Here is a 19542-nt window from a genome sequence, read left to right as displayed (position 1 = left end):
ATTGTGACCGAGCAAAAACTGATCGAGTTCAAGTCAATTACGAAGGAGTTCGGCGGCACCCGCGCGCTCTCCGACGTGACACTTGATCTGCACAAGGGCGAGATCCTGGCGCTGCTCGGCGAGAATGGCGCCGGCAAGTCGACGCTGATCAAGACGCTCGCCGGCATCTATCGGCCGGATGGCGGCCAAATCCTGTTTCGCGGCGAGCCCTACCATCATCGCCCGCCGCGGCCGAACCAGCGCCAGCCCGTCGCCTTCATTCACCAGGATCTCGGTCTTATCGAATGGATGACGGTCGGCGAGAATGTCGGCCTGGCCCAAGGCTTTTCGCTGCGCTCCGGGCTCATCGACTGGCGATCGACCGAGGCGAGGGCGCATGAGGCGTTAAAGCTGGTCGGCTGTGACTTCGACCCGACGACACGCGTTCAGGATCTGACGCGTACAGAAAAATCGCTGGTCGCCATCGCTCGCGCCTTGGCTACCGAGGCCGATGTGCTGGTGCTCGACGAGCCGACCGCCAGCCTTCCCGCCGACGAGGTCGAGCGGCTGTTCGACGCCATCCGTCCGCTCAAGCAGCGCGGCGTCGGCATGATCTATGTCTCGCACCGCCTGGATGAAATTTTCCGCATCGCCGATCGCGTCGCCGTGCTGCGCGACGGCAGGCTGGTCGGCGAGAAGAAAGTCGCCGACACAAAACCGGACGAACTGGTCGAGATGATCGTCGGCCGTCCGGTCAGCCAGGTTTTCAGCAAGGCTCAAACGCAGGCCGGCGAGACGATCTGCGCCGTACGCGACCTGGTCTGCGCCGGTGCCGGCCCGGTGTCTTTCGACGTGCGCAAGGGTGAGTTGCTCGGCTTGGTCGGCCTGCGCGGCGCCGGGCAGGAACTGGTTGGCCGGGCGCTGTTTGGCTGCCAGGCCTTTTCCGGCACGGTGACGATCCGCGGGGCTGTGCCGGACCTGTCCAGCCCGATCGCGGCGATGTCGTCCGGCATCGGCCTGATCGCGCGTGACAGGACCGAAGAATCAATCGCTGGATCCTTGTCGATCCGTGAGAACAGTTTCCTCAATCCCGGCGCCGGCAAGCGCGGCCTGTTTTCCTTCCTTGCGCCTCACAAGGAGGCTGCGCTGGCGCAGGCGATCGGCAGTTCCGTCGGGCTGCGCCCCAACGATCCGAACCTGCCGATAGAGGCGCTGTCGGGTGGCAACCAGCAAAAGGTGGTCGTCGGGCGCTGGCTGCACACCGGGCGTACGCTGCTGATCGCCGAGGATCCGACGGCCGGCGTCGATGTCGGCGCCAAGGCTGAGGTCTACCGGCTGATCGGCCGCGCGATTGAAGCCGGCCTCGCCGTCGTCGTGGTGTCGACCGATTTCGAGGAGATTGCCCACATCTGCCACCGCGCTTTGGTGTTTTCGCGAGGACAGATCGTTCGCGAACTCACCGGCAAAGACCTCACCACATCCGCCGTGATCACCGCGGCATCGGCTTCCGAAGCCGCCTGATCTTTCTGGGAGCGAACTCATGCAATCGATCGAATCCAGCGCCCTCGAACCGACCCGCGGCGAGATGGCTGATTTGTCCATGGGGCAGAAGGTCATCCGGCTGCTGCCGGTCTACGGGCTGGTTATCCTGACGGTGTTGCTGATCCTGTTGTTTTCGATCCTGCTGCCGAACACGTTCCCGACGCTGCTTAACCTGCGCTCGATCATCTCCGACAAGGCGATTATTGCGCTGTTGTCGCTGGCGGCGATGATCCCGATGGCGTCGGGACGCATCGACCTCACCGTCGGCTACGGCATTGTGCTGTGGCACATCCTGGCCATCAGTCTGCAGACCATGTTCGGCATTCCGTGGCCGCTGGCAGTGATGATAGTGCTGGTTCTCGGCGCCGCGACCGGCTTCCTCAATGGCCTGCTGGTCGAAGTCGCCCGCATCGATTCTTTCATCGCCACGCTGGGCACCGGCACCGTGCTCTATTCCTTGGCGCTTTGGCACACTGGCGGCCGGCAGGTTGTCGGCGTGTTGCCCAACGGCTTCTACGCGCTCAACGGCACGATGGTGTTCGGGCTGCCGATCACCGGCCTCTACGTGCTTGGCATCGCCGTCGCACTGTGGATCATTCTCGAATATCTGCCGATCGGCCGCTACGTTTATGCCATCGGCGCCAACCCGAAGGCGGCTGCTCTCAATGGCATTCCGGTGCGCCGCTTCGTCATTGGGGCGTTCATCTCCTCGGGCTTCCTGACGGCGCTGACAGGAGTGTTGCTCGCCTCCAAGCTTCGCATTGGCCAAGCCAGCGTCGGACTGGAGTATCTGCTGCCGGCTCTCGTCGGCGCCTTTCTCGGCTCGACCACGATCAAGCCTGGACGAGTCAACGTCTGGGGCACGATGACGGGCGTCATCATCCTGGCGGTCGGCATTTCCGGCATCCAGCAGTTCGGCGGCTCGTTCTTCGTCGAGCCATTGTTCAACGGCGTCACGCTGCTCGTCGCCATAGGCATTGCCGGCTACGCCCAGCGCAAGCGCGGCGCAGCGCAAAGAAACAGGACCAAGACCGTCGCGCAGCCCTCGAAGTGACAAATCGAGCCAAACCCGTGGATCATGGAATGAACGACTACGAGGTTCTCGACGATCGGTTCGGCAAGCTGATGATCGGGCATGCCAAGCTCGAACGGCTATGGACCGGTAGCCGTTGGGCGGAAGGACCGGTGTATGTCCCCGCCGCAAGGCATTTGCTGTGGTCGGACATCCCGAACGATCGGCTGCTGCGCTACGACGAAAGCGATGGTTCCGTCAGCATCTTCGAGGCCCGTTGTAACTACCAGAACGGCCACACACTCGACCGCGAAGGCCGCGTCGTTGCTTGCGAGCATGGCGGGCGCCGTGTCTCCCGGCTCGAGCATGACGGGCGTTGGCAGACGCTTGTCGAAACCGTTGCAGGCAAGCGGTTCAATTCACCCAATGACGTGGTGGTCAAATCCGACGGTACGATCTGGTTCACCGACCCGGTCTACGGCATCGAAAGCCACTACGAGGGCAAGATCGCCAGAGCGGAGATCGGCGGCTCCCATGTCTACCGGTTCGACGAGCTTTCGGGTGAGGTGAGCGCCGTTGTCACCGACATGGTGCAGCCGAACGGCCTGGCTTTTTCGCCCGACGAGACGATCCTCTACGTGTCGGACAGCGGCGCCAGCCATGTGCCCGGCCTGCCGCGCGCGATCAAGGCCTATGACCTTGCCGCCGATCGCCGGTCGGCGCGCGCAGGCGGCATCTTCGCCGAGTGCGGGGCAGGCCTCTTCGATGGTTTTCGCGTCGATCGCGACGGCAACATCTGGGCCTCCAGCGCCGACTCGGTGCGCGTCCATGCGCCGGACGGAACCCTGATCGGCCGTATCCTGGTTCCCGAGCTCGTTTCCAATGTCTGTTTCGGCGGTCCCAAGCGCAACCGCCTCTACATCACCGCTCAGACATCCCTCTACGCCATCTACGTCAACGCACATCCGGCCGGTGTTGGTCCGGTGGCGGGCGACATCGGCCGGTGACATGTCGCCAACTCCAATCGAAAGCCGAGTTTGAAAGACCATGCAATTTCTAGAAACCAAGGGAGGTATCAACATGCAACGCAGAACATTCCTGAAATCATCCGTCGCCTTGATGGCCATGACAATCGCTGCTCCTGTCCTGTTCGCCGGCCAGGCACGGGGGGACGCCACAGCCGACGCCATGGCGGTGGTCCAGAAATATGCGCAGAAGGTCACGGCCTGGGATGGCCCGACCACCGGTCCGAAGGCGCAGCAAGGCAAGACGATCGTCGTGCTCGCCGGCGACCTCAAGAACGGCGGCATCTTGGGCGTCACCAACGGCGTCGAGGAAGCAGCCAAGGCGATAGGCTGGGAGGTCAAGGTGATTGACGGCGCCGGCTCGATCGGCGGCCGCACCGCCGCCTTCGGCCAGGCCATGGCGTTGAAGCCGAATGGCATCGTCATCAACGGTTTTGACGCGGTCGAGCAGGCGCCGGCGCTGGAACAGGCCAAGGCCGCAGGTATCCCGTTGGTCTCCTGGCATGCCGGACCGGTGATCGGGCCCGACGAGAAAAGCGGCGTGTTCGCCAACGTGTCGACGGATGCCATGCAAGTCTCCACGGCCGCGGCCGACTGGGCCTACGCCGATGCGAAGGGCAAGCCCGGCGTCGTCATCTTCACCGATTCGACCTATGCCATCGCCATCGCCAAAGCCGACAAGATGAAGGCGGAGATCGAGCGGCTGGGCGGCAGGGTGCTCGAATATGTCGACACGCCGATCGCCGAGACTTCGCAGCGCATGCCGCAGCTGACCACTTCGCTGCTGCAGAAATACGGCGATGCCTGGACGCATTCGCTGGCGATCAACGATCTCTATTTCGACTTCATGGGACCCTCACTTGCCGCCGCCGGCAAAGCCGGTACCGACGCGCCGATCAATGTCGCCGCCGGCGACGGTTCGGAATCGGCCTATCAGCGCATTCGCGCCGGTCAGTTCCAGAAGGTGACCGTCGCCGAACCGCTCAACTTGCAGGGCTGGCAATTGGTCGACGAGCTGAACCGCGCCATCGCTGGCGAAAAATGGTCGGGCTATCTGTCGCCGCTGCATGTGGTGACGGCCGACAATGTCGAGTTCGACGGTGGGCCGAATAACGCATTCGACCCCGGCAATGGCTACCGCGACGCATACAAGAAGATCTGGGGCAAGTAGGAGCCCGGCGATGCGGGCGCAATACGCGATGCGCCCGCATCTCATTCGCACGACAAATCCACGGATTACACCGCGACCTGCCCTTGCCGGCCGGCGGCCATCCCAAGCGCAGAAAATCAGGAAACCCTCGCCATGATCATTCGCTACGCCCTGTTCGAAGGCGAAATCCACCCCGGACGCGAGAGCGAATTCCGGCGCTTTGTCAGGGAAAGGCTAGTGCCGTTGTGGACGCAATTCCCTGGAGCCGAGGAGGTGCGCGTTCTGGATGGCACGGCACGGGATGAGGGCGCCCCCGTCTATGCCATGGCGCTCGCCATCCGTTATCCCGACATGGACGCCTGCAACAAGGCGCTGCATTCCGACGTTCGCTTTCAGAGCCGCGATGTGACCGGAGAGCTGCTCAAGATGTTCACCGGCCGTGTGCATCACCATGTTTTCGAAGCGAACGAGTTTCCAACCGCTCGATTACTGCGACGGGACGAGGTTTCAGAAATTCGCGTTCGAGGGCCTGGGCGAGATTGATTTCATCGTGGCCGGGGCCCGGCGTGGATCGTGTCGCTCGAACAAGGGAGCGGCTTGCAGAGCTGAATCCGGAGTTCGTCAGACGGATGATCGCACAGCTCATGATCAGGCCAGACTACGAGGAGATGGCTGCTGATAGCCTTGCCATTGCAACAGCCCTGCTCGAAGAGGTGCTGTCGCCAGCGACATCATCCTGACCAACACTGGCAGCCGGCTTCGAGCGGGACGTTTTTGAGCCCAGACGCCTTGGTGAGGTTGGTCCGCAAGATGGGAGTCTTTGAGCGACCCCGAGGGGAAGGTCGTTCGCGCAGGACGAATTCACGCCGATGACCCTTTCGGGACCTTGCGGAGCCGAATTCTCTTTTTGGAAGTCGACATTAGCCGGAATCAGCATTCGCGCCGGCTTCTCCAAGCCGCCGATCAACGGCATGGAAGCGGCATGGCCCTAGCCTGCTTGGGCGTGGCGAACGTCCATACGGGGCGGTGCTGACGTCGCGACTTTGCGAAGCTGAAAGACTTCCGTCGCTTCGCCGCGCCCGCGCAACCTGTGCTTGCCCGCCGGGATCGTTTCGAACTTTTCGTCGAGCCGCGAAACAGTCTCGCCGGAAATGGCGATGGCGGTCGCGGCATCTGGTGCGAGCAACTTGCCGAGTTCCTGAAGCCGCTGGCTGATGTTCACGGTGTCGCCGACGATTGTGTAGTTCACGCGATCGGATGCGCCGATATTGCCGACGATGACGGAGCCTGTGTGGATGCCGATGCGGACATGAAGCGGAGGCCGGCCTTCGCCAGCCGCTTCCAGATTGTCCTTGTCCAGCTCCTCGCGGATCGCCGCGGCGGCGCGGACGGCCGCGGCGGCATGGCCCTTCAGACGATCCGGCGCGCCGAAGAACGCCAGCATGCCGTCGCCCAGGAACTTGTCGACCGTACCGCCATGTGCATCGACCGCGCCGCACAGGATCTCGAAGTGGTGGTTCAGCAGCCTGGCCGCGGCTGCGGCGTCCATCTGCTCCGACAGCGTGGTGAACCCGACGATGTCGGTAAACATGACGGTGACGACCGCTTCGCGCGGTTCGGCGATGCCGACCTCTCCGGTGCGCACCAGCTTGGCCACCAGCGAGCGCGGAATATAGGTCGAGAATGCACGCAGACCGATCAGCATGGCGTTGAAGGCCGAAGCCTGGTTGTCCAACTCCAGAACCCTGCTGCGCGGCAGCGGAGTCACGCCGTCGAGATCGAAATCGGCAACGCGCATGGCCTGGCCGGCGATCGCCTGGATCGGTCGCGACAGGCGGCTGCCAAGCAGGATCGCGACGATGACCGCCACGGCCATCGCCCCAAGACCGAGCAGGGCCGATCCCAACACGCGCTCGATCTCCTTGCTGATCTGACTGGTCTCGAAATACGCGCCGAGCGTCCAGGGCTCGTTGCCATAGCCTGCGATCTTGCGGCTGATGGCGATGTAGGTGGCGTCGCCGCTCCACTCGGACGCATTGTCCACGCTGCGGTCGATCTCGGCGATTTCTATGTCGCGGGCGCGGCGCGTGTCGAAATCCCGCTCTACCTTCCGCGCGCTATAGGCGGCCAATACCGGATCGCCATACGTGGCCAGCGGCGTAAGCGGCAGGACGCCGTTCTTCAGAGCGTCGGGATCGGCCAGCCTTTGGTCGGCGAGCACGCGGTCTTCGCCGTCGAGAATGAAGGCATGCGTGCCAAATCGCGATGATAGCTCCCGCGTGATATCGGACAGTTTCTGCAATTCGACCGCCGCGATCACCCAGGCCTGCGTCACGCCATCACGTGCCAGCGGCACTGAGACATGCGCGTACAGGCCGAACTCGTTGGCTACGAATGCCCCCCATTGCCTGCCGCCGACCCGTCTGCGTTGTTCGAGGGCGGCGCGGACTTGGGGCGACTTCTCGGGCTTGGCCGGAAAATGCTCGATGGCGCCCGTTGCAACGTTGTTTTCGACTGAGCGCGCGGCGCCACGGCAGACCAGGTCGGGGGTGCAGATCAGCATCGCCTCGACCCCCGAGGCGGTAGCCAGAGCACCGGCAACGGCTGCAGACATCGCCTCGTCGTCGATCTGGAACTCGCCCTGGGCATACAGCTGCGCGATGCCGTCGACCGCGTTCTCGGCGTCCCCCATCTCTGCGCGCAGCGAGTCCTCCATCGCATCGATCAGGAGTGTCGACTGAGCGCCGAGCAAGTCGAACGTGTTGCGAAAATTGGCGCCGACCGACAACGCGAGCACGCCCCCGACCGACAGGAATACGAGGCTGCCAAAACTCAACGCCATGATGACCGCAATAGGGATGCGACGCCGCTTCTTTTCGGGGCGGGCCAGACGCACTGGTTGTGCGGACGTGCTCATGCAACAAGTGTCGCAATGCGCCACCGAATTGCAAGCCCCGTGACGGCTTTAAAGAGGGCGCGCCCCGAATGCACGAGCCTCCTTGCTTCCGTGCCTAGCGCATCACCCGAATGTCCACTTCGGAAGATGTTTCTCAATTTCTGCTCATGGCGCGCCCGTTCCAGTTCAGATCGATCGCAGCAATGTGAGGCTTCCACCCAACCGTTGCTCATCCATGGCAGCCGCAATGAACGGCTATTCACAGAGCGGACCTTTGGTGAGGACAGAAATTGCCGCTTGCCCCGATGCAGCCATGAAAGGACAGTCCATGTCAGGACGCACATCAGATCAGGATGGCGCAAGGAGGCTCGGCGGACCCCGACACCTCGACTACGACTACACGGCGGTGCAATTGCGGTGCGACTACGATCCGCGCCACGCAAGCCTCCCAAGCCGCTGGCTATTGTCATTGCATTTTGGCTGGCGGCAGATCGAGCCATAGCAAATCCGCCTCCAGCTCGCGCCAGTCCTTGCTATGTGCGCGGCTTGATAATTGATGCTAATTCCAACGGAACCATAAACTGCCCCAACATACAATTTCGCTAAAATGCCCCGGAACCTATTGCTGCTCCGCGTCTTGAGTCGCCGTCGGAGGGTGCATGCGTAACGCCACAGACGGGCTTTCTTTCATTGAGTTCCAGTCGCCGACGCTGGTCGAGAATGCGCCCGAGGGCGGCGAATGGCTTCATGAGATCAAGTACGACGGCTACCGCACCGAACTCATCATTGAGGGCGGCAAAGCGAGAGCCTTCACGCGCCGTGGCTACGACTGGTCGCACCGGTACCGACGAATTGTTCAAGCGGCGGCGGGCTTGCCGGTGAAGGCGGCGATCATCGACGGGGAGGCTGTCGTTCTCGGCGACACTGGCCTGCCGGACTACCAAGCGTTGGAACGGGAGTTGGGCAACCCAGACTCGCCGAGGCTCATCTTCTGCGCATTCGACCTGCTGCACCTCAACGGGCGCGATCTGCGGCAGCAGCCGCTGGTAAGGCGTAAGGCAGCCCTAGAGAAGCTGCTGAAGAACTCAGCCCCGACATTGACCTACGCCGAACATCTGGAGTTGGGCGGCACGGACGTGTTTGAACATGCCTGCCGCATGGGGTTGGAGGGCATCGTCTCCAAGCGCACCGATGCCACCTACCGCTCAGGGATCCAGACCAGTTGGCTCAAGGTGAAGTGCATCAAGAGCGACACTTTCCCCATCGTGGCATTTGTCGAGAAGCTGGGCGCTCACCCGCGCCGCATCGCATCCCTCTACATCGGTCGCCGCGAGGGCGACCGACTGCTCTATGCCGGGAAGGCCCGCAGCGGCTACACCTTGAGCGTTGCTCAACTGGTTCGAGAGCGGCTCGACCCGCTGATCATCAGCAAGTCGCCTCTGTCAGAGCCCATCGTGAAGCCGAAGGCGACGTGGGTCAGACCAGAGGTGCTGGCCGAGGTACAGTTCAGCGGCGTCACTGATCGCGGCGTGTTGCGCGAGGCAGTATTCAAGGGTCTGCGAGAAGACCTCGTGGCGATCCCGGCCAAGCCTCCGGCGCCATCAAAGCGACGTGGACCAGCCCAGGAATATGGCGTTCCGAGCGAGAACATCCTGCAACTGCTGCCCGACGCGGTCTCGCCCTCCAAGGAAGAGCTTGCGCGCTACTGGCAGAGGGTTGCCGATTACGCACTCGTCCATCTCGGCCACCGACCGCTGAAGCTGGTCCGCCATGCTCTCGGGGCAACCTTCTACCACAAGGGCGCGCTGCCGAAGATCCCCGCAGCAGTGCATCAGTTGCGCGTTCAAAAGCGCGAGGGTGGCGAAGGTGTGCGCGTGTGGGTGGACGACCTTGCCGGCTTGCTGGGGCTGGTCGAGATGGACGCGGTAGAGTTGCATCCCTGGAACGCTACTGTTGACGACATCGAACATGCCGACCGGGTTGTTCTGGACCTTGATCCGGGCGAGGGGGTCGAGTGGGATGAAGTGATCGAGACCGCGCTAACGCTCCGCGACATCATGGAAGCGGAAGGTCTGCAGAGCTGGCCGAAGGTGACGGGCGGCAAGGGCATTCACCTGATGGCCCCACTTGAGACGAAGATCACGCACGACAATGCCCGGCTCCTTGCCCGATCGTTCGCCAAGCGCCTCGCTGAAGCCCATCCCGATCGCTATCTGCTCTCCGCCGCGCCGGCAGCCCGAAAGGGCCGCATCTTCATCGACTACCTTCGCAATGGGCGCGGCAACACGGCGGTCGGCGCCTTCTCCCCACGAGCGCGACCCGGCTTCCCAATCGCCCGTGCCGTGACCTGGAGCCAGGTCGAGGCAGCCATCCGTCCAGATGCCTTCACCATTGACCGTCCGTTTAGGGCGGCTGCCAGAAAAGCAGCGTGAGCAATCTCGCAGCGCATTCTATAGCAGTGGGCGAAGACGCCCGGCGATTCCGCCGAACATTCGATCTGTCAACTACTTGCCGGACGGGTCGATCTCTATCCAGGCGGGCACGTGATCACTCGGCTTTTCCCAGCCTCGCAGGTCAGCGTCCACGCCCGCGTCACGTAACCTGTTCGAAAGTGATGGGCTGACGAGGAGGTGGTCCATCCGCAGGCCGGAACTCCGATCATAACCGCCTCGGTAGGAGAAGTTCCAGTACGTGTAGATGCCTTTCTCCGGATGAATGCAGCGGACGGCATCCATCCAGCCATTGTCTAGCATTTCGGCATAGGCCTGCCTGCTCTCCGGAAAGTAGACTGCGTCGCCTAGCCAACGTCTCGGCACCACGGCATCGATCGGCGTTGGCACGACGTTGTAGTCGCCGCACAGAACGCTTGTGATCCCCTCCTTGAGCAGTAGCTGGCCGTAGCTGATCAGACGGTCGAACCAGCGGAGCTTGTAGTCGAATTTCGGGCCGGGCGCTGGATTGCCGTTGGGCAGGTAGATGCACCCCACGACGATCCCATCCACCTCTGCCTCGATATACCGGCTGTGAGTATCGTCAGGGTCACCCGGCAGGCCGCGTCGACGCTCCAGGGGCTCCTTTCCCCGTGCGAGTATAGCTACACCGTTGTAGGACTTTTGCCCGTGCCAGATCGCGCCATAACCGGCGTTCCTGACGGCTTCCGCGGGAAATTTCTCATCCGAAGTCTTCAATTCCTGAAGGCACACGATGTCATAGTCGGTCTGACCCAGCCACTTGATGAGCAAGGGCAGACGACCGTTCACCCCGTTGACGTTAAAGGTTGCGATACGGGTCATCCGAAGTTCTCAACAACCCTTGGCGATTTGAGCATGGAAGGCTCAGATGTTGATGCTTGCATCATGCCGGCAAAGGGGGGCCTTGTCAGTCGTCTTTCTAGAATGGCGGTCGAGCAGTTTCATCAAGCGTGCCAGATGGAGCGATGAGCGCAGGAGCTGGTCGTCGGGAGCGTGGTAGCCGAAGTCGCGAGCGGTAGATGCGGCGCTCACAATCCGGCGTTAAGGCGGCCGCAACGCACGGACCCTTCGGACGGGTGGAGCTTGGGCAGGTCTACTGCGGACTGAGGGCGACCGCCTTGGGTCCAGTGGGTTTAAGTAATGCTGCGAAGGAATCCTATATGGCCGAGCCACAGCTCTCAATTCGTAGCGGCAAGGCGGGCGATCTTGCGAAGGCTTGAACCGAAGCACGGCTGACCTTGTGGACCACATCGGCGATGGTCTTGTCCGACCGGACCCGCTGCTTGTGCTGGACGGCATCCTTGCCCAGCCCGGGAGTTCGGCCGACTTCGTTGCTCGTCGTGCGAAAGGCGTCGGCAATCGTGCGCGGAGCGAAGAAGCCATTCTCAGAGTACTGGACCAGTGCCATCTCACTGCCTAACCGCAAATGCCTCATAATCTTGAGGAGATATAGCGTCAAAATGGGAGGTCTTTGAGAGAAGAAGCTGACAATGAGGAATAATAAGCCGTGACATGCGGTGTTTAGCTGGTCTATTCACCGCAGAAATTGCGGCAAAAGATCTTGCATATACGACGATTGGAGCCCATATTCAACGCAAAGAGTGCGGACAATATGGCGACCTATATCTACGAGCTTGAAAACTGGCCGCAGTTCGAGTGGCGCAGCCAGGACCTTGCCGATCAACTGGCGACGGTGCGCCATCGGCAGGGCCGGCTGCTGGGACGGATGGAGGCGCTAGGCTTCGAATTGCGTGCCGAGGCGGTGCTTCAGATCCTAACGGAGGACGTTCTCAAATCCAGCGAAATAGAGGGTGAAATTCTCGACAAGGAACAGGTGCGGTCGTCCATCGCCCGCCGACTGGGCATGGATATTGGCGCACTGGCGCCGGTCGACCGCAATGTCGAGGGCGTGGTCGAGATGATGCTCGACGCAACTCAGAAATATCAGGCGCTACTTTCGGATGAGCGGTTGTTCGCCTGGCATGCGGCCCTGTTTCCGACGGGTCGCAGCGGCCTGACGAAGATTATCGTCGGTGCGTGGCGGCATGAAGCCTCTGGTCCGATGCAGGTCATCTCAAGTCCCATCGGTCGGGAGAAAGTCCACTATGAAGCTCCAGCAGCGGCCCGGCTTGAGCTTGAAATGGCCTCGTTCATGGACTGGTTCAACGGTTACGCGCCGCTTGATCCCGTTCTGAAGGCGGGGGTCGCCCATCTATGGTTCGTCACCATCCATCCCTTCGAGGATGGCAACGGCCGTATCGCCCGCGCGATCGCCGACATGATGTTGGCGCGATCGGAGGGCAGCGCTCAGCGGTTCTATAGCATGTCCGCGCAAATCCGGGCGGAGCGGAAGGACTACTACGCCATCCTCGAACGGACGCAGAAGGGCAGTCTCGACATCACCCCTTGGCTGCAATGGTTTCTAAGCTGCCTCGACCGCGCCTTCAGCGGGGCCGAGGAGATTTTGGCCAATGTGCTGCGAAAGGCCCGTTTTTGGGAGGAGATGGTCCAACGACCTCTAAGCGAACGCCAGCGCAAAGTCGTCAATCGGCTCCTGGACGGCTTCGAAGGCAAGCTCACCTCCTCGAAATGGGCAGTGCTGACCAAGACCTCACCTGACACGGCCTTGCGCGATATCAATGATCTCCTGGCGCAAGGGATACTCGTGAGAGATGAAGCCGGTGGGCGAAGCACGAGCTATTCGCTGGCAGGATTGGATGACGGGCCGGATCGCGCGCCTCGGCGACATCGTTGAAACAGGAGCGCGAGCCGACAGCGCGCGCCCAAAGCATGATTGGCCCGCTCGATTGGTTCGGAGAATGCGTCTATTCCGTTTGTCGCTCGGCACTGGCCAAGTCCATCGGGCTCGGACGCAAGCTGTCAAGCGCAGCCGCAACACGCCCTGCAAGATCGATTTGACATCAAGCCATCAGAAGCCATCTTGCTAGCAGGCGAAATACAATGGGTGCCAAGGAGTCCGATCTGGCCGAGCCACAACTCTCAGTCCGCAGCGCCAAGGCGCGCGATCTTGCACACCGGCTTGCCCGCCGTGAAAACCGCTCGATTGCGGAGGTGGTCGAGCGCGCCCTCGAATCTTACGAGATCCGCGAGGCCGGTCGTGAGCCTGCTTCTGCCTTCTATCCGCGGCTTTCAGCGCAATCCGGCACAGACATCGACCTTGAGGCGGTGATCCGTGAGAGTCGCCGGCCGAATCGAGGCGTCGAGCTTTGATCTTTGTCGATATCAACGTCGTTTCCGAAACGTTGAAAAAAGACCCCAGACGAGGCAGTCATTGCCTGGCTGATCCGATACGATGCCCAACTCGCGCTTCCAACGTGACGATTGCCGAGATCGCCTTCGGCATCCAGAAGATAAGACCGGATCAACGTGCCGAACGGCTGGAGCAAGGGTTAGCGGACTGGCGCCGGCGTTTCGCAGACCGCATCTTCGGTCTGCGCTGGTTTATGGGGAAAATTTGGGTGCTGCTGCTCGCCAGGGACGCGGCATGTCGGCACCCGATGGCATGATCGCGGCGATCGCTCGAGTAAGCGGTGGCCGCCTCGCCAGGCGCAATCTGACTGACTTCGAGACGGCAGGACTCGTTCTGAGATCTCCGTGGGAGTTCTGAAGCGTTTTCCTGTCGTCGCTTTTCTTCAAGCCCCATCTGCCAGTCACAGACGGGCTGAAAGGCCGTCAAAGCGCAGGCGAGCGATATCAGGTTCGATTTGCATGCCGTCAAAATCCCCTGAAGGTCACTCGAAGCGCCTCAGCGGCAGCCTGACCGGGTACGGCAACCGACCTGCCTTTTCTTCGGGAAAACCATTAGGCTCGCTGGGCTTGCGAGACGGCGAGAGATGCCCGATCTGAAACAGATGCCGGATGTGAAACAATTGAAATTGCTCGGCGTCCTGGCAGCGACGGCGATCGGTCTATATGTCTGTTATCTGCTGGCGTGGCCTTTTTTGCCGGCATTGACCTGGGCGCTCGTCCTGGCAATTATTCTGTCTCCGGCTCACCGGTGGGTTGAGAGACGGGTCGGAAATCGAAACCTGGCAGCGCTGATATCGGTAAGCGTCGCGGCGATCGCCGTCGGCCTGCCGCTGGCGCTCGTCGCACAACAGCTCGTTCGCGAGGCGGTAAACGGAGCGACTTATCTGGAGGAGGTCATCCGCGGTTGGGACGCAGTCGGCTTCATGTCTGGCTATCCCACGCTTTCGGCCATTGCCCAATGGACCGAGAACCAATTCGATCCGGCCGGCTCAGTCGCCGCATTCGTGCAATGGCTGACGGGACAAAGCACATCGCTATTGCGTGGCTCCATCTATCAAGTCGCGATGTTCGGCCTGACATTTTATCTTCTGTTCTATTTTCTGCGCGACCGCCAACATGGCCTGCAAGCCGTCGCGGGCCTTTCGCCCCTGCGCGCTCCGGAGACAGCCTACATCTTGTCTCGCTTTGCGGAGACCGTCCATGCAACACTGCTCGGCACCGTGTTCGTCGCCGCCGTCCAGGGAACATTGGGTGGCCTGATGTTCTGGTGGCTCGGCCTGCCGACGCCAGTCTTTTGGGGCCTTGTCATGGGACTTCTTGCCATCGTGCCCGTGCTCGGGGCGTTTGTGATCTGGGTGCCCGCAGCGGTCTATCTCGCACTGGAGGGAGCTTGGGCCAGCGCAGCGATATTGACCGTCTGGGGCGGCGTCATCGTCGGCGGCATCGACAATCTGCTCTATCCGATGCTTGTCGGGAATCGGTTGCGCCTCCACACGGTGGTGGCCTTTATCGGCGCGGTCGGCGGCTTCGTCTTGTTCGGAGCATCCGGCCTTGTCCTCGGACCTGCGGTGATCGCCATCACAATCAGCCTTATCGACGCGCTAAAGACTCGATTGACCGACCGGCCGACGCCGACGCGCGCTGGTGAGCTACCGCATCAGTCCGTGACGGATTGATCAAGCGCGAAAAGGGCGCTGGTCTTCGAGTGGTAGCGCGAAACCTGAACAACCTCTGGGCAGAGATCTCAACGAAGGCAAGCACATCAGCCAGGCTGCTGTATTGCGGCAAGCTTCCAGTCACCGCCGTTCTGCCGCGTAAAGGTCCACAGTTCGGCCGTCTCCGTCGGCTGATCGGCCCCGCCCTCAACGATCTTGCCGCTGATGCGGTCGCGGGTCACGTCGCGAGACTCATAGCGCAAAGCAGCCGTCGCGTAGTCGCGATCACCCTCCCGCCAACTTTCCGCAATATCGGCCTCCAGCAGGCTGACGTCCGACACGTCGTTCCTGACGCCCTTTTTGGCATTGTCGGCAAGTTCCTCGGACAGATAGGACACCATCTCGGGTGTCACCAACCGGCGCAATGCAGCATGATCTTCGCGCCCGAATGCCTCCTGAACTTCCGTCAGCCGTTGCTGGAACGTGTCGAGGTCGGTTTGGGTGAGTGTGATCTCATCGGAAGCGTTGGCTTGGCTCGTTCCGCCAAATCCTGACCCGATGCCGGTAATGGAGGAAGTCGGGCCGTTGCTCGGCTCGTGCCGCGCTGCTGCGTTTCGCGCAAAGGTCCCGGTGCCCCGCGAGGCACCAGCCGTAACGGACGCCGGGTTTTGCGCCGCCTGCGAGCGGAAAAAGCGGATCGCCAGCATGATCGCGCCGCCGAACAGCAGTACTTGGAGCAAAAGACCCAACATGCCGGCCAAGCCGCCGAACCCATGACCCAGAAGAACGCCGATCAAACCGCCGAGAAGCAGCCCACGTATCATCGATCCGCCGAGGCCGTTGAAGAAGCCCGGGCGCTGGAATGCCTGCGGCTGACGGGCCGCATTGTTCGTGGCCGCATTGGGCGTCATCGAGCGCTCGACCGGTGCGGCCGGTTGCGGCGCAACTCTGGTCGGCGGGACCGGCTGGAAAGTGCGCATGCCGCGACTGCCGAAGCTGCCGCCACGGCGCGCATCGGCGTGATCCACAGCGACGATGGAAAATGCCAGGAACAACCCCGCAAGCAAAACTGCAAACCGTCCCCAACGCGAAATCAGCATAGGCAAGTCCTCAAGTGACACTCTTTCCGCTCATATGGGGTGCGTCGATCGAAATAGCAGTGAATCGTCCGTCGAGATATTTTCGGGCGGCATGGTCGGCCGCCCGCCGGTGTTCACGACGAGAATGTCTGCCCTACCCAAGCGCGATGATCGCTGTTCGACCACGCAGGCTCCCGCACCCGGTCGCGTCAACAGCATCGCTCATGCAAGCCTCTGGTCATCGATGTCCCCGGCGATGATGCCGAGGTCTCCCGGCGAAGACTCGATTGACTTACAGCTTTCCTATGTACTATCAACATATCTGGAAAACCTGCCATACAGGTTTGCCCACTCCTGAACGGGAGATTGCGTGAGCACGGCCGTATCCGCAAAACATTCCGACGCAGCGAGCCTGGTCAGCAATACGATCGGCGAGATCACGCGCCATATCCGCGCGCATGAGCTCGGGCCCGGCGACCGGCTGCCCAGCGAGGCCGCGCTTTCGAGACAATTGAGCGTCTCGCGTACCGTGGTTCGCGAGGCCTTCAGCTCGCTCGCCGCCATGCGGCTTATCGACCTGAGGGCGGGCAGACGGGCTACCGTCGCCGAGCTGGATTATGGCGCGATGTCACTGGTGATCGAGCATGGCGTCCACACCGAGCAGATCACGGTGCAGCAAATCTATGACGTGCGCCGCACGATTGAGACCCGCACCGCCATGCTGGCGGCCTTGCGCAGAACAGCCGACGAGGTGGAAAGGATCAGGACGCACGCGCTCGCCATGCTCGAGAATTTCCAGCGGCCGGAACAGGTCATGGAGCACGATCTCGCATTTCACCTCGAAATCGCCAAGGCTGCGAAGAATCCGGTTTTCAGCCTCATCGTCGGCGCGTTCGAGCGCGTATCGCGCCAGACCTGGCCGATCGGCTGGCGGACCCGCCCTTCGGATGCCGAGCAGTTGGCGATGATCCAGATCCATATCGACCTCGCCGAAGCAATCGAGACCGGTGATCCCCAGTCGGCGCGTGACCTGATGGCGAGGCATTTTGACGAGAGCGTCAAGGCCCTGCTGGCGGCCGGCATCGCCTGAGGAGCAGGGGCGCAATGAAGATCACGAAACTGGAAACGCTGCGGCTCAAGGAGCGGCCGAACCTTCTCTGGGTCCTGGTTCACACGGACGAAGGCCTCGTCGGACTCGGCGAGACCTTTTTCATGGCTGAAACCGTCGAGACCTATCTGCACGAATATGTCGCGCCGTGCGTGATCGGGCGCGACCCCTTGCAGATCGACCTGCTTGCCGCCGACCTCGTCGGCTATCTCGGTTTCCGATCGACGGGCGCGGAAGTCAGGGGCAATTCCGCTTTCGATATCGCGCTTTGGGATCTGTTCGGAAAGGCGACGGGTCAGCCGATCGCACAACTCCTCGGCGGGTTCACCAGGCACGAGATCAGGACCTACAACACCTGTGCCGGAACCGAATACATCAAGAAGGCCACCGGGCAGACGACTGCCAACTACGGGCTCGACAAGCCCGGCGACGCCTATGATGATCTGAACGGCTTCCTTCACCGCGCCGACGAACTGGCGCATTCGTTGTTGGAGGAAGGCATCACGGCCATGAAGATCTGGCCCTTCGACATGGCCGCCGAGAAAACGCGCGGCCAGTATATATCGCAGCCCGACTTGAATTCCGCGCTGGCGCCGTTCGAGAAAATCCGCAATGCGGTCGGCGACAAGATGGACATCATGGTTGAATTCCATTCAATGTGGCAGCTGCTGCCGGCCATGCAGATCGCTCGCGAGCTTGCGCCCTACAAGACCTTCTGGCACGAAGATCCAATCAGGATGGACAGCCTGTCCAGCCTGAAACGCTATGCCGAGGCTTCGCTGGCGCCGATATCGGCTTCGGAAACGCTCGGTTCCCGGTGGGCCTTCCGCGATCTTCTCGAAACCGGAGCGGCCGGTGTCATCATGCTTGATATCAGCTGGTGCGGCGGGCTCTCGGAGGCGCGCAAGATCGCTGCCATGGCTGAAGCATGGCACCTGCCGGTCGCGCCACACGACTGCACCGGTCCAGTGGTGCTCGGCGCATCGACCCACCTGTCGCTGAATGCGCCGAACGCGCTTGTCCAGGAGAGTGTCAGGGCCTTTTACAAGACCTGGTACCGCGATCTTGTGACCGCTTTGCCGCAGGTGAAGAACGGCATGATCACCGTGCCCCCCGGACCGGGCCTCGGCATGGAACTGAACCCGGAGATCGATCGCGCCTTCACGGCGCTTCGACGGGTGAGCGACGCATCTACTCTCTGAAAATGAACCTGAAGCAGCTTTCTACGGAGGAGGAGAACCATGAAGAAGCTACTTATCTCGGCAGCCTTGGCAGCAGTACTGGCTGGAGGCTCGGCAATCGGCTCACGCGCACAGGAGCCGATGAACATCGTCTTCACGCATCATTCGTCGGCGTCGAACCCGTTCTGGCAGGCGGTGAAGAAGGGCTTTGACGACGCCTGCGCCAAGATCCAGGCCAATTGCCAGATGGTCTTCACGCAGACCGAAGGCTCGATCGAGCAACAATCGGCCAACATGCAGGCGGCGCTCGCGGCAAAACCGGACGCGCTGATCACCTCGATCGTCGACAACAATGCCTTCGACCAGATCATCGCCGACGCCCGCGCTGCCGGCGTCACGGTCATCGCGTCCAACGTCGACGACACCGAGGGTGCAGCCGGCAACGCCCGCCAGGCTTTCATCGGCCAGGGCTTCATTCCCGCCGGCTACGAACTCGGCAAGAAGATGTCCGAGTTCTTCCCCAAGGAAGGCAAGATCAGGGCGCTCGTCGGCGTCTCCGCGCCCGGTCAGAACTGGTCGGAACAGCGCGCTGCCGGCGTCATGAAGTTCCTTGAGGAATACAAGGCCGCGAATGCCGGACGCGAAGTGGTCATTGAACGGCTCGACACCGGCACAGATGGCGCCGTCGTCGCCGATCGTGTTGGCGCCTATCTGTCTGCCCACCCGGACACCACGGTGTATTTCGACACCGGCCTTTGGCATGCCTACGTGGCCCAGGTCCTGATCGATCGAGGCATCGAGCCGGGCAAGGTGCTGATGGGCGGCTTCGACATCGTCTCGGAAGTCCTGCAACAGATGGAAGCGGGTTACATCCAGGTCCAGGTCGACCAGCAGCCCTACATGCAGGGCTTCATGCCGGTGATGGAAGCCTATCTCGCCAAGAACGTCGGTCTGCTGCCGGCAGACATCGACACCGGCAAGGGCATCATCGTCAAGGAAGACGTGCCAAAACTCAAGGAACTGGCCGCACAAGGCGTGCGGTAGGCGCGAAGCCGGCGTCCTCTCCTCGTTCTTACGCGGAGAGGGCAAGGGGAGGGCCAGGCAGCACGGCCTTGGGCGTCGGCTCCGTCCCATCCTCCAACGGCATCTCCCTTGTCAGGGGCGGTAGCAGACA

The 19542-nt window shown here is 61.8% G+C and carries 16 protein-coding genes and 1 pseudogene; 13 read left to right on the top strand and 4 right to left on the bottom strand.

Translation table 11 applies throughout. From position 1 onward, the window contains the following. Positions 1-3 precede the first annotated feature (3 nt). The 5 genes from NKH99_RS26125 to NKH99_RS26105 all read left to right on the top strand — a co-directional run bounded on the left by NKH99_RS26125 (position 4) and on the right by NKH99_RS26105 (position 5251). The gene (locus NKH99_RS26125) at positions 4-1500 is read left to right on the top strand and encodes a sugar ABC transporter ATP-binding protein (RefSeq protein ID WP_353016388.1); all 1497 of its coding nucleotides are present in this window, start codon (positions 4-6) and stop codon (positions 1498-1500) included. A gap of 19 nt (positions 1501-1519) precedes the next feature. Continuing rightward, a complete protein-coding gene (locus NKH99_RS26120; RefSeq protein WP_352450612.1) occupies positions 1520-2575 on the top strand; it encodes an ABC transporter permease in 1056 nt (351 codons plus the stop codon). Positions 2576-2604: 29 nt separating this feature from the next. Continuing rightward, the gene (locus NKH99_RS26115) at positions 2605-3540 is read left to right on the top strand and encodes an SMP-30/gluconolactonase/LRE family protein (RefSeq protein ID WP_353016385.1); all 936 of its coding nucleotides are present in this window, start codon (positions 2605-2607) and stop codon (positions 3538-3540) included. 73 nt (positions 3541-3613) lie between these two features. Then, positions 3614-4729: an ABC transporter substrate-binding protein gene (locus NKH99_RS26110; protein WP_353016382.1), complete on the top strand. Its 1116-nt coding sequence runs from the start codon at positions 3614-3616 to the stop codon at positions 4727-4729. Positions 4730-4861: 132 nt separating this feature from the next. Next, positions 4862-5251, top strand: a complete 390-nt coding sequence (locus NKH99_RS26105) for a hypothetical protein (protein WP_353016379.1) — start codon at positions 4862-4864, stop codon at positions 5249-5251. Positions 5252-5696: 445 nt separating this feature from the next. Here NKH99_RS26105 and NKH99_RS26100 read toward each other — a convergent pair whose 3' ends face one another. Next, the gene (locus tag NKH99_RS26100; RefSeq protein ID WP_353016376.1) at positions 5697-7625 is read right to left on the bottom strand and encodes an adenylate/guanylate cyclase domain-containing protein; all 1929 of its coding nucleotides are present in this window, start codon (positions 7623-7625) and stop codon (positions 5697-5699) included. 638 nt (positions 7626-8263) lie between these two features. On the opposite strand from NKH99_RS26100, the gene ligD reads away from it, so the two are divergent. Continuing rightward, entirely contained in the window at positions 8264-10036 is a 1773-nt protein-coding gene (ligD, locus tag NKH99_RS26095) for a DNA ligase D (RefSeq protein ID WP_352780445.1), read from the top strand. Between the two features lie 72 nt (positions 10037-10108). Here ligD and xth read toward each other — a convergent pair whose 3' ends face one another. Beyond that, a complete protein-coding gene (gene xth, locus NKH99_RS26090) occupies positions 10109-10897 on the bottom strand; it encodes an exodeoxyribonuclease III (protein ID WP_353016374.1) in 789 nt (262 codons plus the stop codon). Between the two features lie 334 nt (positions 10898-11231). Further along, positions 11232-11483 carry a hypothetical protein gene (locus NKH99_RS26085; protein WP_353016372.1) on the bottom strand — a complete coding sequence of 84 codons (252 nt, stop codon included), beginning with the start codon at positions 11481-11483 and terminating at the stop codon, positions 11232-11234. A 204-nt stretch (positions 11484-11687) separates the two neighbouring features. Here NKH99_RS26085 and NKH99_RS26080 point away from each other — a divergent pair, with 204 nt between their 5' ends. The 4 genes and pseudogenes from NKH99_RS26080 to NKH99_RS26065 all read left to right on the top strand — a co-directional run bounded on the left by NKH99_RS26080 (position 11688) and on the right by NKH99_RS26065 (position 15021). Continuing rightward, positions 11688-12830: a Fic family protein gene (locus tag NKH99_RS26080; protein WP_353016370.1), complete on the top strand. Its 1143-nt coding sequence runs from the start codon at positions 11688-11690 to the stop codon at positions 12828-12830. A gap of 227 nt (positions 12831-13057) precedes the next feature. Then, positions 13058-13306 carry a plasmid stabilization protein gene (locus NKH99_RS26075; RefSeq protein WP_352779711.1) on the top strand — a complete coding sequence of 83 codons (249 nt, stop codon included), beginning with the start codon at positions 13058-13060 and terminating at the stop codon, positions 13304-13306. Then, positions 13303-13703, top strand: a pseudogene (locus NKH99_RS26070) (PIN domain-containing protein). The gene NKH99_RS26075 and the pseudogene NKH99_RS26070 overlap by 4 nt, the downstream one beginning before the upstream one ends. Before the next feature lie 226 nt (positions 13704-13929). Beyond that, positions 13930-15021, top strand: coding sequence for an AI-2E family transporter (locus NKH99_RS26065; RefSeq protein WP_353016369.1), 1092 nt, complete (start codon positions 13930-13932; stop codon positions 15019-15021). Positions 15022-15107: 86 nt separating this feature from the next. Here NKH99_RS26065 and NKH99_RS26060 read toward each other — a convergent pair whose 3' ends face one another. Then, on the bottom strand, positions 15108-16097 hold the full coding sequence (locus NKH99_RS26060; protein ID WP_353016433.1) for a Tim44 domain-containing protein: 990 nt from the start codon (positions 16095-16097) through the stop codon (positions 15108-15110). Between the two features lie 352 nt (positions 16098-16449). On the opposite strand from NKH99_RS26060, the gene NKH99_RS26055 reads away from it, so the two are divergent. Genes NKH99_RS26055 through NKH99_RS26045 form a run of 3 tightly spaced genes read left to right on the top strand, consistent with a single transcriptional unit; the run spans position 16450 to position 19412 of the window. Beyond that, a complete protein-coding gene (locus NKH99_RS26055) occupies positions 16450-17169 on the top strand; it encodes a FadR/GntR family transcriptional regulator (RefSeq protein ID WP_352503247.1) in 720 nt (239 codons plus the stop codon). Between the two features lie 14 nt (positions 17170-17183). Further along, positions 17184-18389 (top strand): mandelate racemase/muconate lactonizing enzyme family protein, encoded by a 1206-nt coding sequence (locus NKH99_RS26050; RefSeq protein WP_352746547.1) that lies wholly within the window; start codon positions 17184-17186, stop codon positions 18387-18389. Positions 18390-18428: 39 nt separating this feature from the next. Further along, the gene (locus NKH99_RS26045; RefSeq protein WP_502895713.1) at positions 18429-19412 is read left to right on the top strand and encodes a sugar ABC transporter substrate-binding protein; all 984 of its coding nucleotides are present in this window, start codon (positions 18429-18431) and stop codon (positions 19410-19412) included. Positions 19413-19542 lie beyond the last annotated feature (130 nt).

Origin of the sequence: Mesorhizobium sp. M0854, assembly GCF_040319815.1 — a bacterium.
Taxonomy (GTDB): Bacteria; Pseudomonadota; Alphaproteobacteria; order Rhizobiales; family Rhizobiaceae; genus Mesorhizobium.
The sequence above is the reverse complement of the archived record's forward strand: the minus strand, read 5'-3'. Positions and strand labels throughout refer to the sequence as shown.

What these genes read in the sequence shown, in the direction of transcription:
- NKH99_RS26120 (WP_352450612.1), top strand. Translation starts at nt 1,520, where the DNA reads ATGCAATCGATCGAATCCAGCGCCCTCGAACCGACCCGCGGCGAGATG.
- NKH99_RS26115 (WP_353016385.1), top strand. Translation starts at nt 2,605, where the DNA reads ATGAACGACTACGAGGTTCTCGACGATCGGTTCGGCAAGCTGATGATC.
- NKH99_RS26110 (WP_353016382.1), top strand. Translation starts at nt 3,614, where the DNA reads ATGCAACGCAGAACATTCCTGAAATCATCCGTCGCCTTGATGGCCATG.
- NKH99_RS26105 (WP_353016379.1), top strand. Translation starts at nt 4,862, where the DNA reads ATGATCATTCGCTACGCCCTGTTCGAAGGCGAAATCCACCCCGGACGC.
- NKH99_RS26100 (WP_353016376.1), bottom strand. Translation starts at nt 7,625, where the DNA reads ATGAGCACGTCCGCACAACCAGTGCGTCTGGCCCGCCCCGAAAAGAAG.
- ligD (WP_352780445.1), top strand. Translation starts at nt 8,264, where the DNA reads ATGCGTAACGCCACAGACGGGCTTTCTTTCATTGAGTTCCAGTCGCCG.
- xth (WP_353016374.1), bottom strand. Translation starts at nt 10,897, where the DNA reads ATGACCCGTATCGCAACCTTTAACGTCAACGGGGTGAACGGTCGTCTG.
- NKH99_RS26085 (WP_353016372.1), bottom strand. Translation starts at nt 11,483, where the DNA reads ATGGCACTGGTCCAGTACTCTGAGAATGGCTTCTTCGCTCCGCGCACG.
- NKH99_RS26080 (WP_353016370.1), top strand. Translation starts at nt 11,688, where the DNA reads ATGGCGACCTATATCTACGAGCTTGAAAACTGGCCGCAGTTCGAGTGG.
- NKH99_RS26065 (WP_353016369.1), top strand. Translation starts at nt 13,930, where the DNA reads ATGCCCGATCTGAAACAGATGCCGGATGTGAAACAATTGAAATTGCTC.
- NKH99_RS26050 (WP_352746547.1), top strand. Translation starts at nt 17,184, where the DNA reads ATGAAGATCACGAAACTGGAAACGCTGCGGCTCAAGGAGCGGCCGAAC.
- NKH99_RS26045 (WP_502895713.1), top strand. Translation starts at nt 18,429, where the DNA reads ATGAAGAAGCTACTTATCTCGGCAGCCTTGGCAGCAGTACTGGCTGGA.